Origin of the sequence: Butyrivibrio sp. XPD2006 (genome assembly GCF_000420865.1) — a bacterium.
Lineage (GTDB): Bacteria > Bacillota > Clostridia > Lachnospirales > Lachnospiraceae > Butyrivibrio.
On sequence record NZ_ATVT01000003.1, the window covers coordinates 61,811 to 76,655 of the forward strand.

The 14,845-nt window shown below is 42.8% G+C and carries 12 protein-coding genes; 9 read left to right on the forward strand and 3 right to left on the reverse strand.

The features are described 5' to 3' along the window. Positions 1-40: 40 nt before the first annotated feature. Positions 41-1,078, reverse strand: a complete 1,038-nt coding sequence (locus G590_RS0104145; RefSeq protein WP_022764410.1) for a glycoside hydrolase family 5 protein — start codon at positions 1,076-1,078, stop codon at positions 41-43. 119 nt (positions 1,079-1,197) lie between these two features. Beyond that, the gene (locus G590_RS20415; protein WP_022764411.1) at positions 1,198-2,061 is read right to left on the reverse strand and encodes an AraC family transcriptional regulator; all 864 of its coding nucleotides are present in this window, start codon (positions 2,059-2,061) and stop codon (positions 1,198-1,200) included. 159 nt (positions 2,062-2,220) lie between these two features. On the opposite strand from G590_RS20415, the gene G590_RS18340 reads away from it, so the two are divergent. Beyond that, positions 2,221-3,606, forward strand: coding sequence for an MATE family efflux transporter (locus G590_RS18340; protein WP_242829757.1), 1,386 nt, complete (start codon positions 2,221-2,223; stop codon positions 3,604-3,606). Here G590_RS18340 and G590_RS0104160 read toward each other — a convergent pair. Then, a complete protein-coding gene (locus G590_RS0104160; protein ID WP_026493915.1) occupies positions 3,530-4,423 on the reverse strand; it encodes an AraC family transcriptional regulator in 894 nt (297 codons plus the stop codon). The genes G590_RS18340 and G590_RS0104160 overlap by 77 nt on opposite strands. 138 nt (positions 4,424-4,561) lie before the next feature. Between G590_RS0104160 and uxuA the strand changes: the two genes are divergently transcribed. From uxuA to G590_RS0104200, 8 genes are all read left to right on the forward strand, one after another. Beyond that, positions 4,562-5,638, forward strand: coding sequence for a mannonate dehydratase (gene uxuA, locus G590_RS0104165; protein ID WP_022764414.1), 1,077 nt, complete (start codon positions 4,562-4,564; stop codon positions 5,636-5,638). A 5-nt stretch (positions 5,639-5,643) separates the two neighbouring features. Then, on the forward strand, positions 5,644-7,257 hold the full coding sequence (locus G590_RS0104170; protein ID WP_026493916.1) for a mannitol dehydrogenase family protein: 1,614 nt from the start codon (positions 5,644-5,646) through the stop codon (positions 7,255-7,257). Positions 7,258-7,332: 75 nt separating this feature from the next. Continuing rightward, a complete protein-coding gene (locus G590_RS0104175) occupies positions 7,333-7,953 on the forward strand; it encodes a zinc-ribbon domain-containing protein (protein WP_022764416.1) in 621 nt (206 codons plus the stop codon). Positions 7,954-8,594: 641 nt separating this feature from the next. Then, a complete protein-coding gene (locus G590_RS18350) occupies positions 8,595-9,227 on the forward strand; it encodes a hypothetical protein (protein WP_242829758.1) in 633 nt (210 codons plus the stop codon). A 208-nt stretch (positions 9,228-9,435) separates the two neighbouring features. Next, complete coding sequence (locus G590_RS18355; RefSeq protein ID WP_022764418.1) at positions 9,436-10,809, forward strand: exopolysaccharide biosynthesis polyprenyl glycosylphosphotransferase; 1,374 nt, start codon at positions 9,436-9,438, stop codon at positions 10,807-10,809. A gap of 133 nt (positions 10,810-10,942) precedes the next feature. Then, positions 10,943-12,040, forward strand: a complete 1,098-nt coding sequence (wecB, locus tag G590_RS0104190; protein WP_026493917.1) for a non-hydrolyzing UDP-N-acetylglucosamine 2-epimerase — start codon at positions 10,943-10,945, stop codon at positions 12,038-12,040. A gap of 15 nt (positions 12,041-12,055) precedes the next feature. After that, positions 12,056-13,246, forward strand: a complete 1,191-nt coding sequence (locus G590_RS0104195; RefSeq protein ID WP_022764420.1) for a glycosyltransferase family 4 protein — start codon at positions 12,056-12,058, stop codon at positions 13,244-13,246. After that, entirely contained in the window at positions 13,243-14,838 is a 1,596-nt protein-coding gene (locus tag G590_RS0104200; RefSeq protein WP_022764421.1) for an alginate lyase family protein, read from the forward strand. The genes G590_RS0104195 and G590_RS0104200 overlap by 4 nt, the downstream gene beginning before the upstream one ends. The last annotated feature ends 7 nt before the right edge of the window (positions 14,839-14,845 follow it).

Below are 14,845 nucleotides of genomic sequence, written 5' to 3' on the forward strand. Positions count from 1 at the left end.
CAATGTGCATCAGTCTATTTTTTACTCATATAAATTCATATCAAAGATTCTTGATCATCTCATCTCTTACACTGTCGTAGTGAGGTCCGACAATACCGAAGTCTTTCTCCTTGTATACCCAGAGGGCTCTTCCGATGCCGTATTTCTCGAAGGCATCATGGATGTCCTTGATCCAGTTGATGGTAGAAGGATTGGCAGGTGCCTGATCGATTACACCGTACTCTCCGCAGTAGAGAGGAGCGTTGTTTTTGGTTGCTGCCTCTACAGCAGGCTCGAAGAGCTCTGCGAAATACTCTGCGCCCATTTCCTTAACCTTCATCTGAAGGATAGCACCGGCCCAGTCAGGATCAAGGCTCTTGCTCTTCTCTGAATACTCGGCTGTTGTTGCAGGATATTCAACCGTGATGTCTTTTGGCATATTGTCCATCCACCAGGCTCTCTGATGTGTGAAGATCATGGGCTCATAGCAGTGGAAGTTGTAAACTACGTGATCATCCTTGGGAGGGTTGAGGAAAGGTACGCTTCTTACGTTGTTGTAGCAAACACCGCCGACTACAACGTATGTATCGGGCGCATTCTTTCTGATGGTATCGATGGCCTTGTCTGCGATGGCGTTCCACTCATCCTTGATATCAGGTGAGATAACTTCATTCAGAAGCTCAAATGCAACATCCTTCTGGCCTGCATATCTCTTGGAGATGCGATCCCACATCTGATAGAATCTCTCCTGGAGAGAAGCATCGTGGAAGAAGATTTCCTTGTCTCCGTTAACCTCAAGCGGATCAAATGTATATCCGTATGTGTTGTGCATATCAATGAGGATATTGAGACCGAACTCTCTGCACCACTTGATGCAGTTATCTACATATGTATAGCCATCCTCAAGCATTGATCCGTCTTCACCTTCAATGACAATGTAGTCGATTGGGAGACGAACGTGATCGCAGCCCCAGCTTGCGATCTTCTCGATATCCTCTCTGAGAATGAAAGTATCATAGTGTTCTTTTGTTTTCTCATCTGCCTGAGAGAGCCATCCTCCCAGGTTTACTCCCTTCTGGTAGCCTTCAAATTTTCTCATAGACGTTTTCCCCTTATCTATATTGTGTAAATTTACATTACAATTCAGTAACAAATTTAACCACATCAATCGTAGCACGAAAACGTTTAAGTTGCACGTGAATTTTTGTGAAATTTTTATTAGTTTTTGTTCTGTTTCCTAAACTGCAGAGGAGTCATGCCAAACTCTTTTTTAAAACTTGCTGTCATGTTGCCGGGGTAGGAAAATCCGCACTCCAGAGAGATATCCATGACGGACATATCGGTGGACAGCAGCAGATTCTGGACATGCTTAAGTCTTGTGATACACAGATACTCCGAAAAGGGCTTTCCAAGCTGGGCGGAAAAGAGCTTTGAAAAGTAAGTGACGGAATATCCCGAGATGGCAGCTACATCCTCAATCTTAATGGGCTTTTTATAGTTCTTTTCCACAAAGTAGACAGCCTCCATGATGGGTTCGGAAAGAGCCTTGTTGTGGAGTACAGTCTTTTCCCGGGCGCTCTGCCCTTTGTCGTTTATGAGAAGCAGAAGGGCGTAAAAGAGGTGTTTCACCTTAAGCTCTGCAACCCTTATGTCTTCAGGCTTTTCGTATTCATTAAGGCTGTCATAGGCATCAAGCAGAGTCTTTGCCAGAGAAAAGAGCTCTTTCTCGTCCTCGGGAGAATATTCCTTGGGGAACTGGGCATAGAGATTATCAAGGAACTGAGCCCCCAGCTCCTCCGTCAGCTCTTTTACATAATCCGGAGCAAACTTTATCAGGTAGTTCTCGTAGTAGTCAGCAGATCCCGGAATGGTGCGATGATAAGCGAATGGAGGCATACCGTTTATAAAACCTGCATGCAGCATGAATGTTTTGGTAGGCGTTATGACCTTTCTGTCACCATGTATGATGAACCCAAGAGAATAGTGGTCTGAAGCCACCTCCATAGATGGCATTTCAAAGCTTGATTCAAGCATTCTGTATATGATAGTGAACTGTTTGCCCTGTGGCAGGGGAAGTGCCATTTCCTGAACCTCCGTAGGTTTTCTTTACTCTTTTGTCTGATTAATCATAGCATCAAAATGACATAATTTCATTATTTTCACCTCCATAATGAAATAAATCCATAAGAAAATTATTGGATCATGAATGAAAATAGAGACATGAAAACGAAAAAGATTGATATGACAAAAGGAAGTATCATGCGAAATGTGATCCTCTTTGCGATACCTATCGTTCTGGGAAACATTCTGCAGCAGTTATATACGACGGTTGATACGCTTATAGTTGGACGTTTCTGCGGAGACAAAGCGCTGGCGGCAGTGGGCACAAGTGCCCAGCCGGTAGAGGTTTTGCTGTGCATATTTCTTGGGATCGGGACAGGAGCTTCGATTCTTGTGTCTCAGAGGATCGGTGCAGGTGACGGGAAGCGGGTAAAAGACATTGCGGCCGCCTCAACATCATTTGTGTATATGAGTGGGATTCCGATAGCAATACTGGGCTTTGTGCTGGCACCTTTTATACTTAAATTCATGGGAGTTCCCGCAGACGTGGAAGATGCAGCCCTTATGTACACAAGAGTTGTGTTCCTCGGGGCTCTTGGAAATATCGGTTATAACATGAATGCGGGAATTCTGCGAGGTCTCGGTGACAGCGTGGCATCACTATGGTTTCTGGTGGTTTCCTGTGTGACCAATATAATTCTTGATCTGACTTTGGTGGCCGGATTTTCTATGGATGTACAGGGAGCGGCTATGGCCACAAGTATATCCATGTTTGTTTCCTGGATTGTAAGTGTCTTTTACATAAAAAAGAAATTTCCTGAGCTTTCATTTAGTTTCCTCCCAAGGGCTCTGAACCTTCAGGAGATGAAGCAGATACTTGCAATAGGTGTTCCCATCGGTCTCAACAATTCGCTGTTTTCCTTCGGGCATATGGCGATGCAGACCCTTGTGAATGCGCAGGGCTATAAGTTCATGGCCGGAGCGTCGGTGGCGGGACGCATTACAGGTATAACGAATGTGGCCATTACTGCTGTATCGGCAGCAGCTTCCACGTTCTCCGGGCAGAACTTTGGCGCTGAAAACTATGACAGACTAAGGGATGGATACATAAAAATACCGGCAATCAACGGAATTGCAACTCTGGCGCTGGGCCTTGCGTTCATTTCCTTCAGAATGCCGATACTTAAGTTCTTTACACAGGATGAGACAGTGCTTATGTATGCCGGAAGGTATGTGGTGGCTGTGCTTCTGTCTCAGTGGTGTTATGCGGTTTTTAACTGCATTTCAAATATTGTCAACGGAGTCGGATATGTCAAATACACAACTCTGATAAACCTGATGATGCTATGGGCAGTCAGGATCCCATGTGCGTACATCATAAGCAGGTTCTTTGACGGGACCTATGTCATGCTGTGTTTCCCGATATCCTTTGCCTTTGGGATGATCTGCATGATAGGTTATTATGTCTTTTCCCCTGACTGGAAGAGAATTATTTCAAAAGCCGATTGGAATAAAGGTTTTGATACTCCTTTGGAGACATGCCGTACTCCTTACGGAAGGCCTTGAAAAAGCTCGAATAATCTCTGAAACCGAAGCGCTCGTAGGCTGATGTAATGCTCTCACCGCCGGTGATGGCATTTCTGCATTCTGCCAGGCGCTTTTTTATTATGTATTGATGCAGCGAGACTCCAAGAGTGTCCTTGAACAGGTGAGAAATATAGTACTTGCTGACATAGAACTCGCCTGCGATGTCATCAAGGGACAGGGACTCTTCCAGATTGCTCTCAACATAGCAGAGGATGTTCTGGAAAAGAGAGAGCTCCTCGCTTCCGGTTTCCTTGTGATCTTCATCATAGATAATACGGTTGATGGTCAATATCAGATCACAGAGACACAGATGTCGTGCAGCATCTGACCCGTAGCGATCGCTGGAGATTTCCTCAAGGAGCCTTAGAAACCTTGATTCTACCAGGTGAAACTCCGCAGGGGGAAGGTGATAGATGTACTTGTGGAAGGCCTCGGCTTTCTGGATAAGATACATGTAGTCAACGGACTCATCCATGAGGCTCTGACAGCACTGTTTGCTGATCCAGAATACAAACCTTCTGTAATTTTGAGAAGGATCGTTCATCAGAGCATGATGCATGATCCCCGGAGGTACAAGCATGAGATCTCCCGGAGCCATCTTGTGGCGTTCTACTTTGTCTTTTCCTGTAAAGATCTCCATGGTGATATCGCCTTCGATGAAGAGGTAGCACTCATAGTAGTTGTGGGCATGGGGACTCAAGGTCTGAAAATCCCTGTCGGAATAGTAAAAGACCTCGAAGTCGGAAGATACCATATACTGTCTTGAATTAAACGATGATCTGAGTTTGTTTTTCATGCCTATGATTGTACAACAACTTTTGCAAAGTTGGCAACAAGTAATTCTATTCAAAGTTTTGGCTGGGAAGTTTATGCTAGGACCATAGAAACAAACACAAAGATTCAAGTTGATTCATAGAAAAGGAGATTACAGATTATGGAAATGACACTTCGCTGGTACGGCAAGGAATTTGATACCGTTAAACTCTGGCAGATCAGACAGATTCCCGGAGTTAAGGGTGTTATCACAACTCTTTACAACAAACAGGCCGGTGAGCTTTGGACACAGGACGAGATTAAGGCTCTTAAGGCTGATGTTGCTGCTGAGGATATGAAGATTTCAGGTATCGAGTCAGTTAACGTATCAGATGCCATCAAAGCTGCCACAAAGGACAGAGATGAGCATATCGATAACTATATTAAAACTCTTGAGAACCTCGGTAAGGAAGACATCCACATGGTATGCTACAACTTCATGCCTGTCTTCGACTGGACAAGAACCGAACTTGCAAGGAAAAGAGCTGACGGCTCAACTGTACTTGCTTACACACAGGAAGCAGTAGATGCCATCAATCCTGAGAAGATGTTTGAGTCAATTTCAGGAGAGATGAACGGCACTGTAATGCCCGGCTGGGAGCCTGAGAGAATGGCTCATGTAAAAGAGCTCTTTGAGCTTTACAGCGGAATCGATGAGGACAAGCTCTTTGAGAACATCGTTTACTTCCTCAAAGCAATCATGCCTGTCTGCAACAAGTACGATATCAAGATGGCCATCCATCCCGATGATCCCGCATGGTCAGTATTCGGACTTCCCAGGATCATCAACAATGAGAAGAACATCTTAAAGCTCATGAAGGCAGTAGATGACGTACACAACGGTGTTACCTTCTGTTCAGGTTCTTACGGAACAAGCCTTGAGAACGATCTTCCTCACATGATCAGAGCTCTTGAGGGCAGAATTCATTTCGCACACGTAAGAAACCTCAAGTTCATCTCACCTACAAACTTCGAGGAGGCAGCTCACCTTTCATCAGACGGAACCTTTGATATGTATGAGATCGTCAAGGCTCTCTACGAGACAGGCTTCGACGGACCTATCCGTCCTGACCACGGAAGAATGATCTGGGGCGAGGTTGCAATGCCCGGTTACGGTCTCTACGACAGAGCCCTCGGCGCAACCTACATCAACGGACTCTGGGAAGCAGTAGAGAAATCACATGAGAGAGGGGTTTGAGAATTATGATTCTGAATAATGATTCTTTAAAAGATAGTGAGTGGAAAGAAAAAGGATATTTTGTTCCATCATACGACAGAGAAAAAATGATAGAGAAGACTGTTGCTGAGCCTAAGTGGGTACACTTTGGTGCAGGCAATATCTTCAGGGCTTTTCAGGCTAATCTTTCACAGAGGATGCTTGAGCAGGGCTTTGATGATACAGGACTTACCGTAGTTGAGGGATTTGATTATGAGATCATCGAGAAGATGTACAGACCTCATGATAATCTTTCTATCCTGGTTACTCTTAAGGCTGACGGAAATGTAGAGAAGTCAGTGATTGCAAGTATTGCTGAGTCATGCATTCTTGATTCTGCAAGAGCAGATGAGTTTGGAAGACTTAAGGAGATATTTACAGCTGATTCTCTTCAGATGGCTACATTTACTATTACAGAGAAGGGCTACAGCCTTGTAAATGCTGCCGGAGAGACACTTCCTGCGGTAAAAGAAGATTTTGAGAACGGTCCTGAGGCTCCAAAGAGCTATATCGGTAAGGTTGCAGCTCTTTTGTATGCAAGATACAAGGCAGGAGAGAAGAAGATTGCCATGGTGAGCACAGACAACTGCTCGCATAACGGAGACAAGCTCTATGCAGCCGTTAGCTCTTTTGCCAAGGAATGGGTACTTGCAGGAAAGGCAGATCCCGGATTCGAGTCCTATATTGACGATGAGGACAAGGTAAGCTTCCCCTGGTCAATGATCGACAAGATTACACCAAGACCCGATGACTCAGTTAACGAGATCCTCAAGAAAGATGGAGTAGAGGATCTTGAGCCTGTTGTAACTTCAATGAAGACATGGGTTGCTCCATTCGTTAATGCTGAGGAGAGCGAGTATCTTGTTATCGAGGACAAGTTCCCTAACGGAAGACCTGCTCTTGAGAAGGTTGGAGTTATCTTTACCGAGAAAGAGACTGTTGATAAGGTTGAGAGAATGAAGGTTTGCACATGTCTTAATCCTCTTCACACAGCCCTTGCTATCTACGGATGCGTTCTTGGATTTACCAAGATTTCAGATGAGATGAAGGATGAGAACCTCCTTAAGCTTGTTAAGGAGATCGGATATACAGAGGGACTCCCTGTTGTTACAGATCCCGGCGTTATCAGCCCCAAGGAGTTCATTGATACTGTTGTTAATGTCAGAATTCCAAACGTATTCATGCCTGATACACCACAGCGTATTGCCTGCGATACTTCACAGAAGCTCCCTATCAGATTCGGTGAGACAATCAAGGCTTATGCAGTTTCAGATACACTTGATGTCAAGAATCTTAAGCTTATACCTCTTGTTCATGCCGGATGGCTCCGCTATCTCATGGGCGTAAATGATGAGGGCGTTTCTTTTGAGCCAAGTCCTGATCCAATGCTCGAGAAGGCACAGGCTTATGTGAAAGATATAAAGCTTGGAGAGACCGACAGAAATAAGGTGAAGGCTGCTGTTCTTCCGCTTCTTAACGATGCTACCATCTTTGGAGTTGACCTTGAGAAGGTTGGACTTTCAGATATGATAATTGATTACTTCATGGAGCTTATTTCAGGCACCGGCGCAGTTAGAAAGACCCTTCAGAAATACTGCTGAAATGCTTGAATTTACTGACCTATCAATGTAAAATAGGGAAAGTATGAAAATTTAAGTTAATTGGAGGGAAAAAAGATGAAGATTTGTGCTAATTGCGGAACTCAGGTTCCTGATGATGCAGTATTTTGCAATAATTGCGGTAGTGCACTGACAGAGAGCGCACCTGCTCCTACAGCAGGCCCGGAGGCTAGCCAGCAGGCTCCTACACCTGTACCTGCTCCTGCTCCTGCACCCGGTGTACAGCCACAGCAGGGATTCCAGCCACAGCCAGGCTTCCAGCCTCAGCAGGGATTCCAGCCACAGCCCGGTATGCAGCCACAGCCCGGATTCCAGCAGTACCAGAAGTTTGATCCAAGTGATCACACAGCAGACTTTGATGCCAAGGATATCGCTGACAACAAGCTTTTTGCAGCACTTCCTTACTTCTTCTCTTGCCTTGCAGGTATTCTTGCAGGACTGTATGTGAGAGATTCAGAGTTCATCAAGTTCCATACCAAGGTTAACATTCAGTACGATATTATTTCTGTTATTATACTGCTGTTCTTTGCTATTCCGATTGTCGGATGGATTGTTGGAGCTGTTCTGCTGCTCATCGTTCTTGTTTGCAGGGTAATTTCCATTATCTATGTATTACAGGGTAAGGCCAAGGATGCACCTATTATCGGATCAATTGGATTCCTTAAGTTCGGTAAGTAATTTGTGTTATTGCTGAAATCTTAATATAGATTTACGGTGAGAATATGAGACTGCGAAGTGTTATGCTTCGCAGTCTTTTTTCTTGTGATGAGCAAACGATAAAACGCGGATAAATATGTGCATTAACACGGAATTCTTATGACTTTCTTAAGATTTGCGGTAGATATTCTTAAGATTAAAGTAAACCTATTTACAAGGCTTTTTTTAGATGATAATGTGGCTGAGGTGATTGATTAACGAAGAAAAATATTTCTGCTCCGCTCGGAGCAATCACTTTAGGATTTTGCGGCTTGGTTTCCTGGCAAGATCCGTGGCATACAGCGTGTCGAATTCGCTGTCTCTTTGCCGGGTGATATCTTTCAGACAACAAACATGTAGGAGCTGTCTTTGGGTGCGTTTGCTGCGCTTTCTGCAGTGTTCTTTTGCCTTGTCCCTTTCTGCGCTTTTTGCGGTTCCGAGGATGTGACGGAGCCGGTTGATTACAGAGTGGGACGGGTGTCTTTGGCCTCTGCATGTTTGTTGAATCTTCTTGAATCTTCATAATTATTCCCTAAATATCAGAGATATAAGGGCAAGTATCAAGGAACTGTTTGTGCTATAATACCACCATGAACGTAAATTCTTCACTCGATTTTTTAAATATGATAAAGACATCGTCTGCATCTCCGAGGACCAAGACGGTTCAGGCATCGCCTGCGCCTGTCGAACCTGATATGTCAAAAGACATGATTGCTGTCATCGATACAGAGACCAATTGGCATGATGAAGTAATGTCCCTGGGGGTGGCGCTTGCTGACGCTGAGACATACACTCTTTTAGGCAAAAGATATTACATCTTTGATCCGGAGTGCCGCGTGGGCGGGATGTTTTCCTATGTCATGCACAAGACTGACGCCAAGGCGATTACCTGCTCAAGAGATGAGGCAATGGCAGATGTGGGGCAGTTTCTGATGGATAAAGGCATCAGTAAGATCTTTGCCTATAATGCCAAATTTGACCTTGGTCATCTTCCGGAACTGCGCGGCTTTGAGTGGTTTGATATTATGAGGATCGCAGCATACCGTCAGTATAACCGGTTTATCCCGGAAACAGCTCTTTGCTGCAAGACGGGACGCCTTAAGAGCAATTACGGTGTTGAGCCGATCATGCATATGCTTATGGGAGATACAGGCTATCGCGAGACTCACAACGCAGTTAATGATGCCTGCGATGAGCTTAAGATTGTTGAACTTCTGGCTCTGCCACTTGAAACATACGAGTGCGCGAGACTTTAGTGAGAAATATTTCTAAAACTCTCTTTAGTTTCATAAATTGCTTACCGATATATCATATGAGGTGTACTTTGTTCAATGGTAGAGTTTTTATTAAATAGCACAAAATCTGCCGATAAACTGTGACAAAGTACTACATATAGCTTATAATTAAAGCAATTGATATTGAATGCGTGAAACCAGCTTCTGTCGAAATGATGAGGGGTCAGTCTTGAAGAGCAAAAGGGTTACACATACAGCCAAAGCCCTGGTAATGCTCTGGAACATCGGATTGTTTGCATTCATATGGTGTGCATACTACAATCGCAATGCTTTCCAGACCTACTACGTGCTGGGCGGTATCATTTCAATAATTATATATATCTTTATCTATAATGGATTATGCAACCTGTATAATGCTTTCAGGATTGCGTCCTCTTCTATTGCAGAGATGGTCATTTCACAGGCTATCTCCTTCAGTATTGCAGATCTGATTCTGTACGTTGAGGGAAACCTTATCAGGAACAGATATACCAGTTTTATTCCCGGACTAATAATTGTAATTCTTCAGACACTGGGTACGGCGCTTATCATAACTATATCCAAGCAAGTATTCATGTCATGCGTGCAGCCGCAAAAGACTCTTTTGCTGATAGGAAGGTGGGTTTCAAAGGATGAAGCTGACAGGTTCAAGGAAAGAATCCTCAGGAAATACAGCCATCTGTTTGATTTCAGATATGTGGAATATGAGACCATAACGCAGGCAGCCTTTGAAGAGAAGCTTTCGGAGTGCTGTGCAGTGATCATGTATGGCCTGTCGGTTGAGTATAGAAAAGCTTATATGCAGCAGTGTATAGATGAGCATAAGATCTTTTACTTCACACCGAGAATTGAGGATATCATCATTCAGGGCTGCTCTACAAGGCATCTTCTTGACACTCCTCTCATGAAGTACGATTACGTTTATGAGGATAAGAAGAAGCTGAACTCAAAGAGAGTCTTCGATATAGTATTCGGTATTGTTTTTGCAATATTCTTTGCTCCCGCAATGCTGATAATCGCCCTTGCTATCAAGATTGAGGATGGCGGACCGGTCTTTTTCAGGCAAAAGAGATGTACCAAGGATGGAGAGGTCTTCGACATCATCAAGTTCAGAAGCATGGTTGTGGATGCAGAGAAGAAGGGCATTCAGCCCACCATCAACAGAGATCCCAGGATTACAAAGGTCGGCAACATCATCCGCAGATACAGACTGGATGAGCTTCCTCAGGTATTCAACATTCTTGCCGGCGATATGACCTTTGTGGGTCCGAGACCCGAGAGAGTAGAGCACGTGGAGCTCTATACCAAGGAACTTCCGGAATTCAGATACAGAATGAAGGTAAAGGCCGGACTTACCGGCTATGCGCAGATCTTCGGCAAGTACAATACAACTGCGTTTGACAAGCTAAGGCTGGATCTTCTTTATATCGAGAACCAGTCCCTCGGCCTTGATATTCGAATCATTCTCCTTACCCTGAAAGTTATGTTCCGGGGCGAGAGCACGGAAGGCTTTGAAAAAGAAATGGTAAGACTGATGAACAAGAGAAGCGAAAAGGTAGGATAAACACATAATAAAAGAAATGTTTTTTTGATAAAGAGACTTCAAAAGAAGTCTCTTTTTTTGTGCTTTTTAGAAAATCTAAATACAAGATATGGTATAATCAAGTTAGTATACATTAATGTACGAGGTATAGTATATGACTTCAACAATGGTGTGTTTTGGCACACGACCGGAAGCAATAAAAATGTGTCCGGTTATACGAGAACTTAAAAAGCGGAATATAAAAACCACGATATGTGTGACAGGTCAGCATAGACAAATGCTTGACCAGGTACTTGATGCATTAGGAATCATACCGGACTATGACTTGGCAATCATGAAACCGGGACAGGATCTTTTTGATGTGACTATTTCAGCGCTGGAGGGGATAAAGAGCGTATTAAAAGAAGTTAATCCTGATATAGTTTTGGTACATGGGGATACGAGCACGACATTTGCTGTTTCTTTGGCGTGTTATTACCTTAAGATCCCTGTAGGACATGTTGAAGCAGGCCTACGTACCTATGACGTTTATGCACCGTTTCCGGAAGAGTTTAACAGACAGGCTACCGGAATAATTGCACAGTATCATTTCGCTCCGACTGAGATGGCAAAGAAAAACCTGATATCTGAGGGAAAGCCTCAGGAAAATATATTTGTTACAGGTAATACAGCAATTGATGCGCTAAAAATAACGGTAAAGGACGATTTTGAGAGTGAATATTTGAATTGGGCAAAAGGATGCAGACTGGTGCTTATAACTGCTCACAGAAGAGAAAACTTAGGTGAGCCTATGCATGCTATGTTCAGGGCAATTAAAAGAGTACTGAATGAGCATGAAGATGTTAAAGCAATCTATCCTGTTCACCTAAACCCTGCTGTTAGAAAAATTGTGGACGAGGAGTTGAAGGGGGTTGACAGGATGCGAATAATCGAGCCGCTGGATGTCCTTGAGTTTCATAATCTTATGGCTAAAGCATACATGGTTCTTACTGATTCCGGAGGGATTCAAGAGGAAGCACCAAGTCTTGGTAAACCGGTACTTGTTATGAGAAATGTTACGGAAAGACCAGAAGGCATAGAGGCCGGAACGCTTATGCTTGTTGGAACCGAAGAGAGTTCTATCTATGAGTCATTTTCATGCTTGCTAAGTGATGGCGATAAATATAATCAGATGGCTAATGCCAGGAATCCGTATGGAGATGGTCGTGCGGCTGAGAGAATAGTAGATGTTTTGGAAAAGTTGGTGAAATAAGGAAAAACACAACTGATGGTTGAAGGCAAAAGTTTAAAATTGTTGATACAGATGGGGGATTCATATCCTGATGAAAGTCCTTGTTCAAAACGCATGCGGACTTTTTACGATGTGTTTACGGAAAACGGTGACGAAGTTGTAGTCCTTGCTCCGTATAATAATGATGCAATTATAGACTATCCTGGAGCTGTGTATTGCAGAACAATTCCGCTTAGAAAGAAAAACTCCCTGTACAGATTTTTGAATTCATATTTATTTGGAATAACCTCTTTCCTTAAAGCGATGACTATAAAGAATGTTGATGTGGTTTTGACAACTGCACCTCCTCCGTTGATCAACAAGTGGGGAAAAAGAATTGCAAAATTTCATAAGGCAAAACTGGTCTATGACGTGAGAGATATATGGCCGGATGTAGCATGGGAAATGGGGGCTTTGGACAGGAAAAGTATTTATAGTCGGATATTTGAAGGAATCAGGGATAAAATGCTAGAGTGTTCGGACCTGATAATTGCAGTAAGTCCCGGAAAGGTAGAAAAACTAAAAAAGTATGCGCCTGATAAAACGATACTGGAAATAACAAATGGTCTGGACGAGGAATTTTTAAAAAACGATGAAGACAGGGAATTGGTAGATAAATACAAGCTTGACGATGTATTTACTGTCTGTTATATGGGAAACCTGGGCTTGGCGCAGGGACTGAAACAACTTTTGCGATTGGCATTTAAGGCGCAGGAAAACGATATGAATGTTCAATTCCTTTTATTTGGATCAGGAGCAGAGGAAAAGATACTTAAGGACTATGTAAAAGAAAAAGGTCTTAATAATGTTACGTTTCCCGGAAGAATACCGAATAAGCATATGTTTACAGTATTGAAACATTCCAAGATCAGTTTTGTCTCGCTGGTAAACGAGAATCTTAAGGATTCTGTTCCAACTAAAATGTATGAAGCAATAGGAGTAGGATGCCCCGTTCTTTTGGCTGCCAGTGGGGATTCGGCTGAGATATTGAAAAAAAGTGGATTAGGTATAGCTGTTGAACCTAATGACGATAGAGCGATATGGGAAGCTTTTAGTTACATGCATGACAATATCAATTTGTATGAGGCCAAAAAACAATATGCGATGGAATATATCCTTAGTAATTACTCAAGACAAAAGGCTGCAGGAGTGTTAGAAACCGAATTACATAGGATGATTTACGAATGAGAATACTTCGATTCATAAGCACAATTGGATTTTTAAAACCAATACAGATTATTTATCAGCTCAGATACAGAGTGTTAGGGTATAAAAGGATTGATAAAACAGATTGTTCTTGGATACTATCCAACAGAACAATCCTGTTAAGTGACTTGGATGAGAATCCGGATTATCTCAGACGGTTTAAGCCAGAAATGATTCTGGAGAATAGAATAGAACTGCTTAACAGGGAGGTGAGATGGAAACCGGGAGTATGGAATTATGAATCTGAATCTCATTTGTGGAACTTTACTCTGCATTACTTTGAGTTTGGAATCTCTTTGGCTTATATGTTTAGAGAAACCAAAGATGAATTGTATATAAAAAAGTTACTGGAGCTATACGGTGATTGGCATAACACTGCTCTGAAAGACAGTAAAGATATCTGGCATCCGTACACAGTATCTCTTAGATTAAGAAACGTTCTCATAATATATTGCATGCTGGATTCGGAATGGAGGGAACGTTGGTCATCACTGGTTCTGGAAGATATTTGTCTGCAATATAGATTTTTAAAAAAGAATCAGGAGAAAAACCTTTTAGGAAATCATTATCTTGAAAATCTGATTACATTGTACATTTGCAGCATTTTTCTGGAGGATAAAGACAGAGAACAGTACAAAAACAGGCTCTTTTCAGAGATTAAAGAGCAGATATTGCCTGATGGAATGCATTTTGAACGAAGCTTTATGTATCATAATTTGATATTGGAAGGGCTTCTTCGATGCTATGTTATTTCAGATGAGGCTGCTAAGTGTGAACTAAGTGACGTTATCAGGCGCATGACTGATTGCATAGTTGGATTCGAGACAGAAAAGAGAATACCACATTTTAATGATGCAGCTTCAAATGTGGCTAAGAGCAGAGATCAGTTGATCAATGCTGTAAAAGATACTATTTCATATACTGCGACACAAATTGAACACCTGAGTCACAGTGGGTATCATCGATTTGAATCGGATGGATTTGTTTTGCTATTTGATGCAGGCGAGATAGCTCCTAAGTATATTTCGGGCCATAGCCACTGTGACACGCTTAGCTTCGAATTGTTTTTGGGAGATACCCCTATACTTGTCAATTCCGGAACGTATGGATATCAGACAGAACATAGAGCATATTTTAGAAGCACCAGGGCTCATAATACTATTATGGCTGATGGTGTGGAACAGTCTGATGTATGGAGCGAACATCGCACAGCGCGACGGGCAACTGTAGAAAAAGTCTCGCTGACGGATAATGCTATCAGAGCTGAAATTCGTGATTTTAAAGGGAATTATCTTTCAAGAAAAATAGAGATGGGGACAACAATACTGGTAACGGATCATTCAAAGAGTGAATTTACCAGCTTTTGGCATATTCATCCGGAAGTTGAAGTGACTATGCTGAATGATTCTGCAATACTGATGCACAAAAGTAATGCTGAAATCATTCTGGAGGCTTGCGGAGGTCAATTCAAAGAAGTAAGCAAAAGCTGTTACTACTCAGAGGAAATAGGCAAGATATGCTCTAACAGGGTGTTCAAAAGCAGTGCTGAGAGAATAGAGATTAGGAGAAGATGAGAGAGGA

Bases quoted from the DNA above. Each gene is read 5' to 3' on its own strand.
- G590_RS0104170 (WP_026493916.1), top strand. From the start codon at position 5,644: ATGATTCTGAATAATGATTCTTTAAAAGATAGTGAGTGGAAAGAAAAA.
- G590_RS18340 (WP_242829757.1), top strand. From the start codon at position 2,221: ATGACAAAAGGAAGTATCATGCGAAATGTGATCCTCTTTGCGATACCT.
- G590_RS18350 (WP_242829758.1), top strand. From the start codon at position 8,595: ATGATAAAGACATCGTCTGCATCTCCGAGGACCAAGACGGTTCAGGCA.
- wecB (WP_026493917.1), top strand. From the start codon at position 10,943: ATGACTTCAACAATGGTGTGTTTTGGCACACGACCGGAAGCAATAAAA.
- G590_RS0104175 (WP_022764416.1), top strand. From the start codon at position 7,333: ATGAAGATTTGTGCTAATTGCGGAACTCAGGTTCCTGATGATGCAGTA.
- G590_RS0104200 (WP_022764421.1), top strand. From the start codon at position 13,243: ATGAGAATACTTCGATTCATAAGCACAATTGGATTTTTAAAACCAATA.
- G590_RS20415 (WP_022764411.1), bottom strand. From the start codon at position 2,061: ATGGCACTTCCCCTGCCACAGGGCAAACAGTTCACTATCATATACAGA.
- G590_RS0104195 (WP_022764420.1), top strand. From the start codon at position 12,056: ATGGTTGAAGGCAAAAGTTTAAAATTGTTGATACAGATGGGGGATTCA.
- G590_RS0104160 (WP_026493915.1), bottom strand. From the start codon at position 4,423: ATGAAAAACAAACTCAGATCATCGTTTAATTCAAGACAGTATATGGTA.
- G590_RS0104145 (WP_022764410.1), bottom strand. From the start codon at position 1,078: ATGAGAAAATTTGAAGGCTACCAGAAGGGAGTAAACCTGGGAGGATGG.
- uxuA (WP_022764414.1), top strand. From the start codon at position 4,562: ATGGAAATGACACTTCGCTGGTACGGCAAGGAATTTGATACCGTTAAA.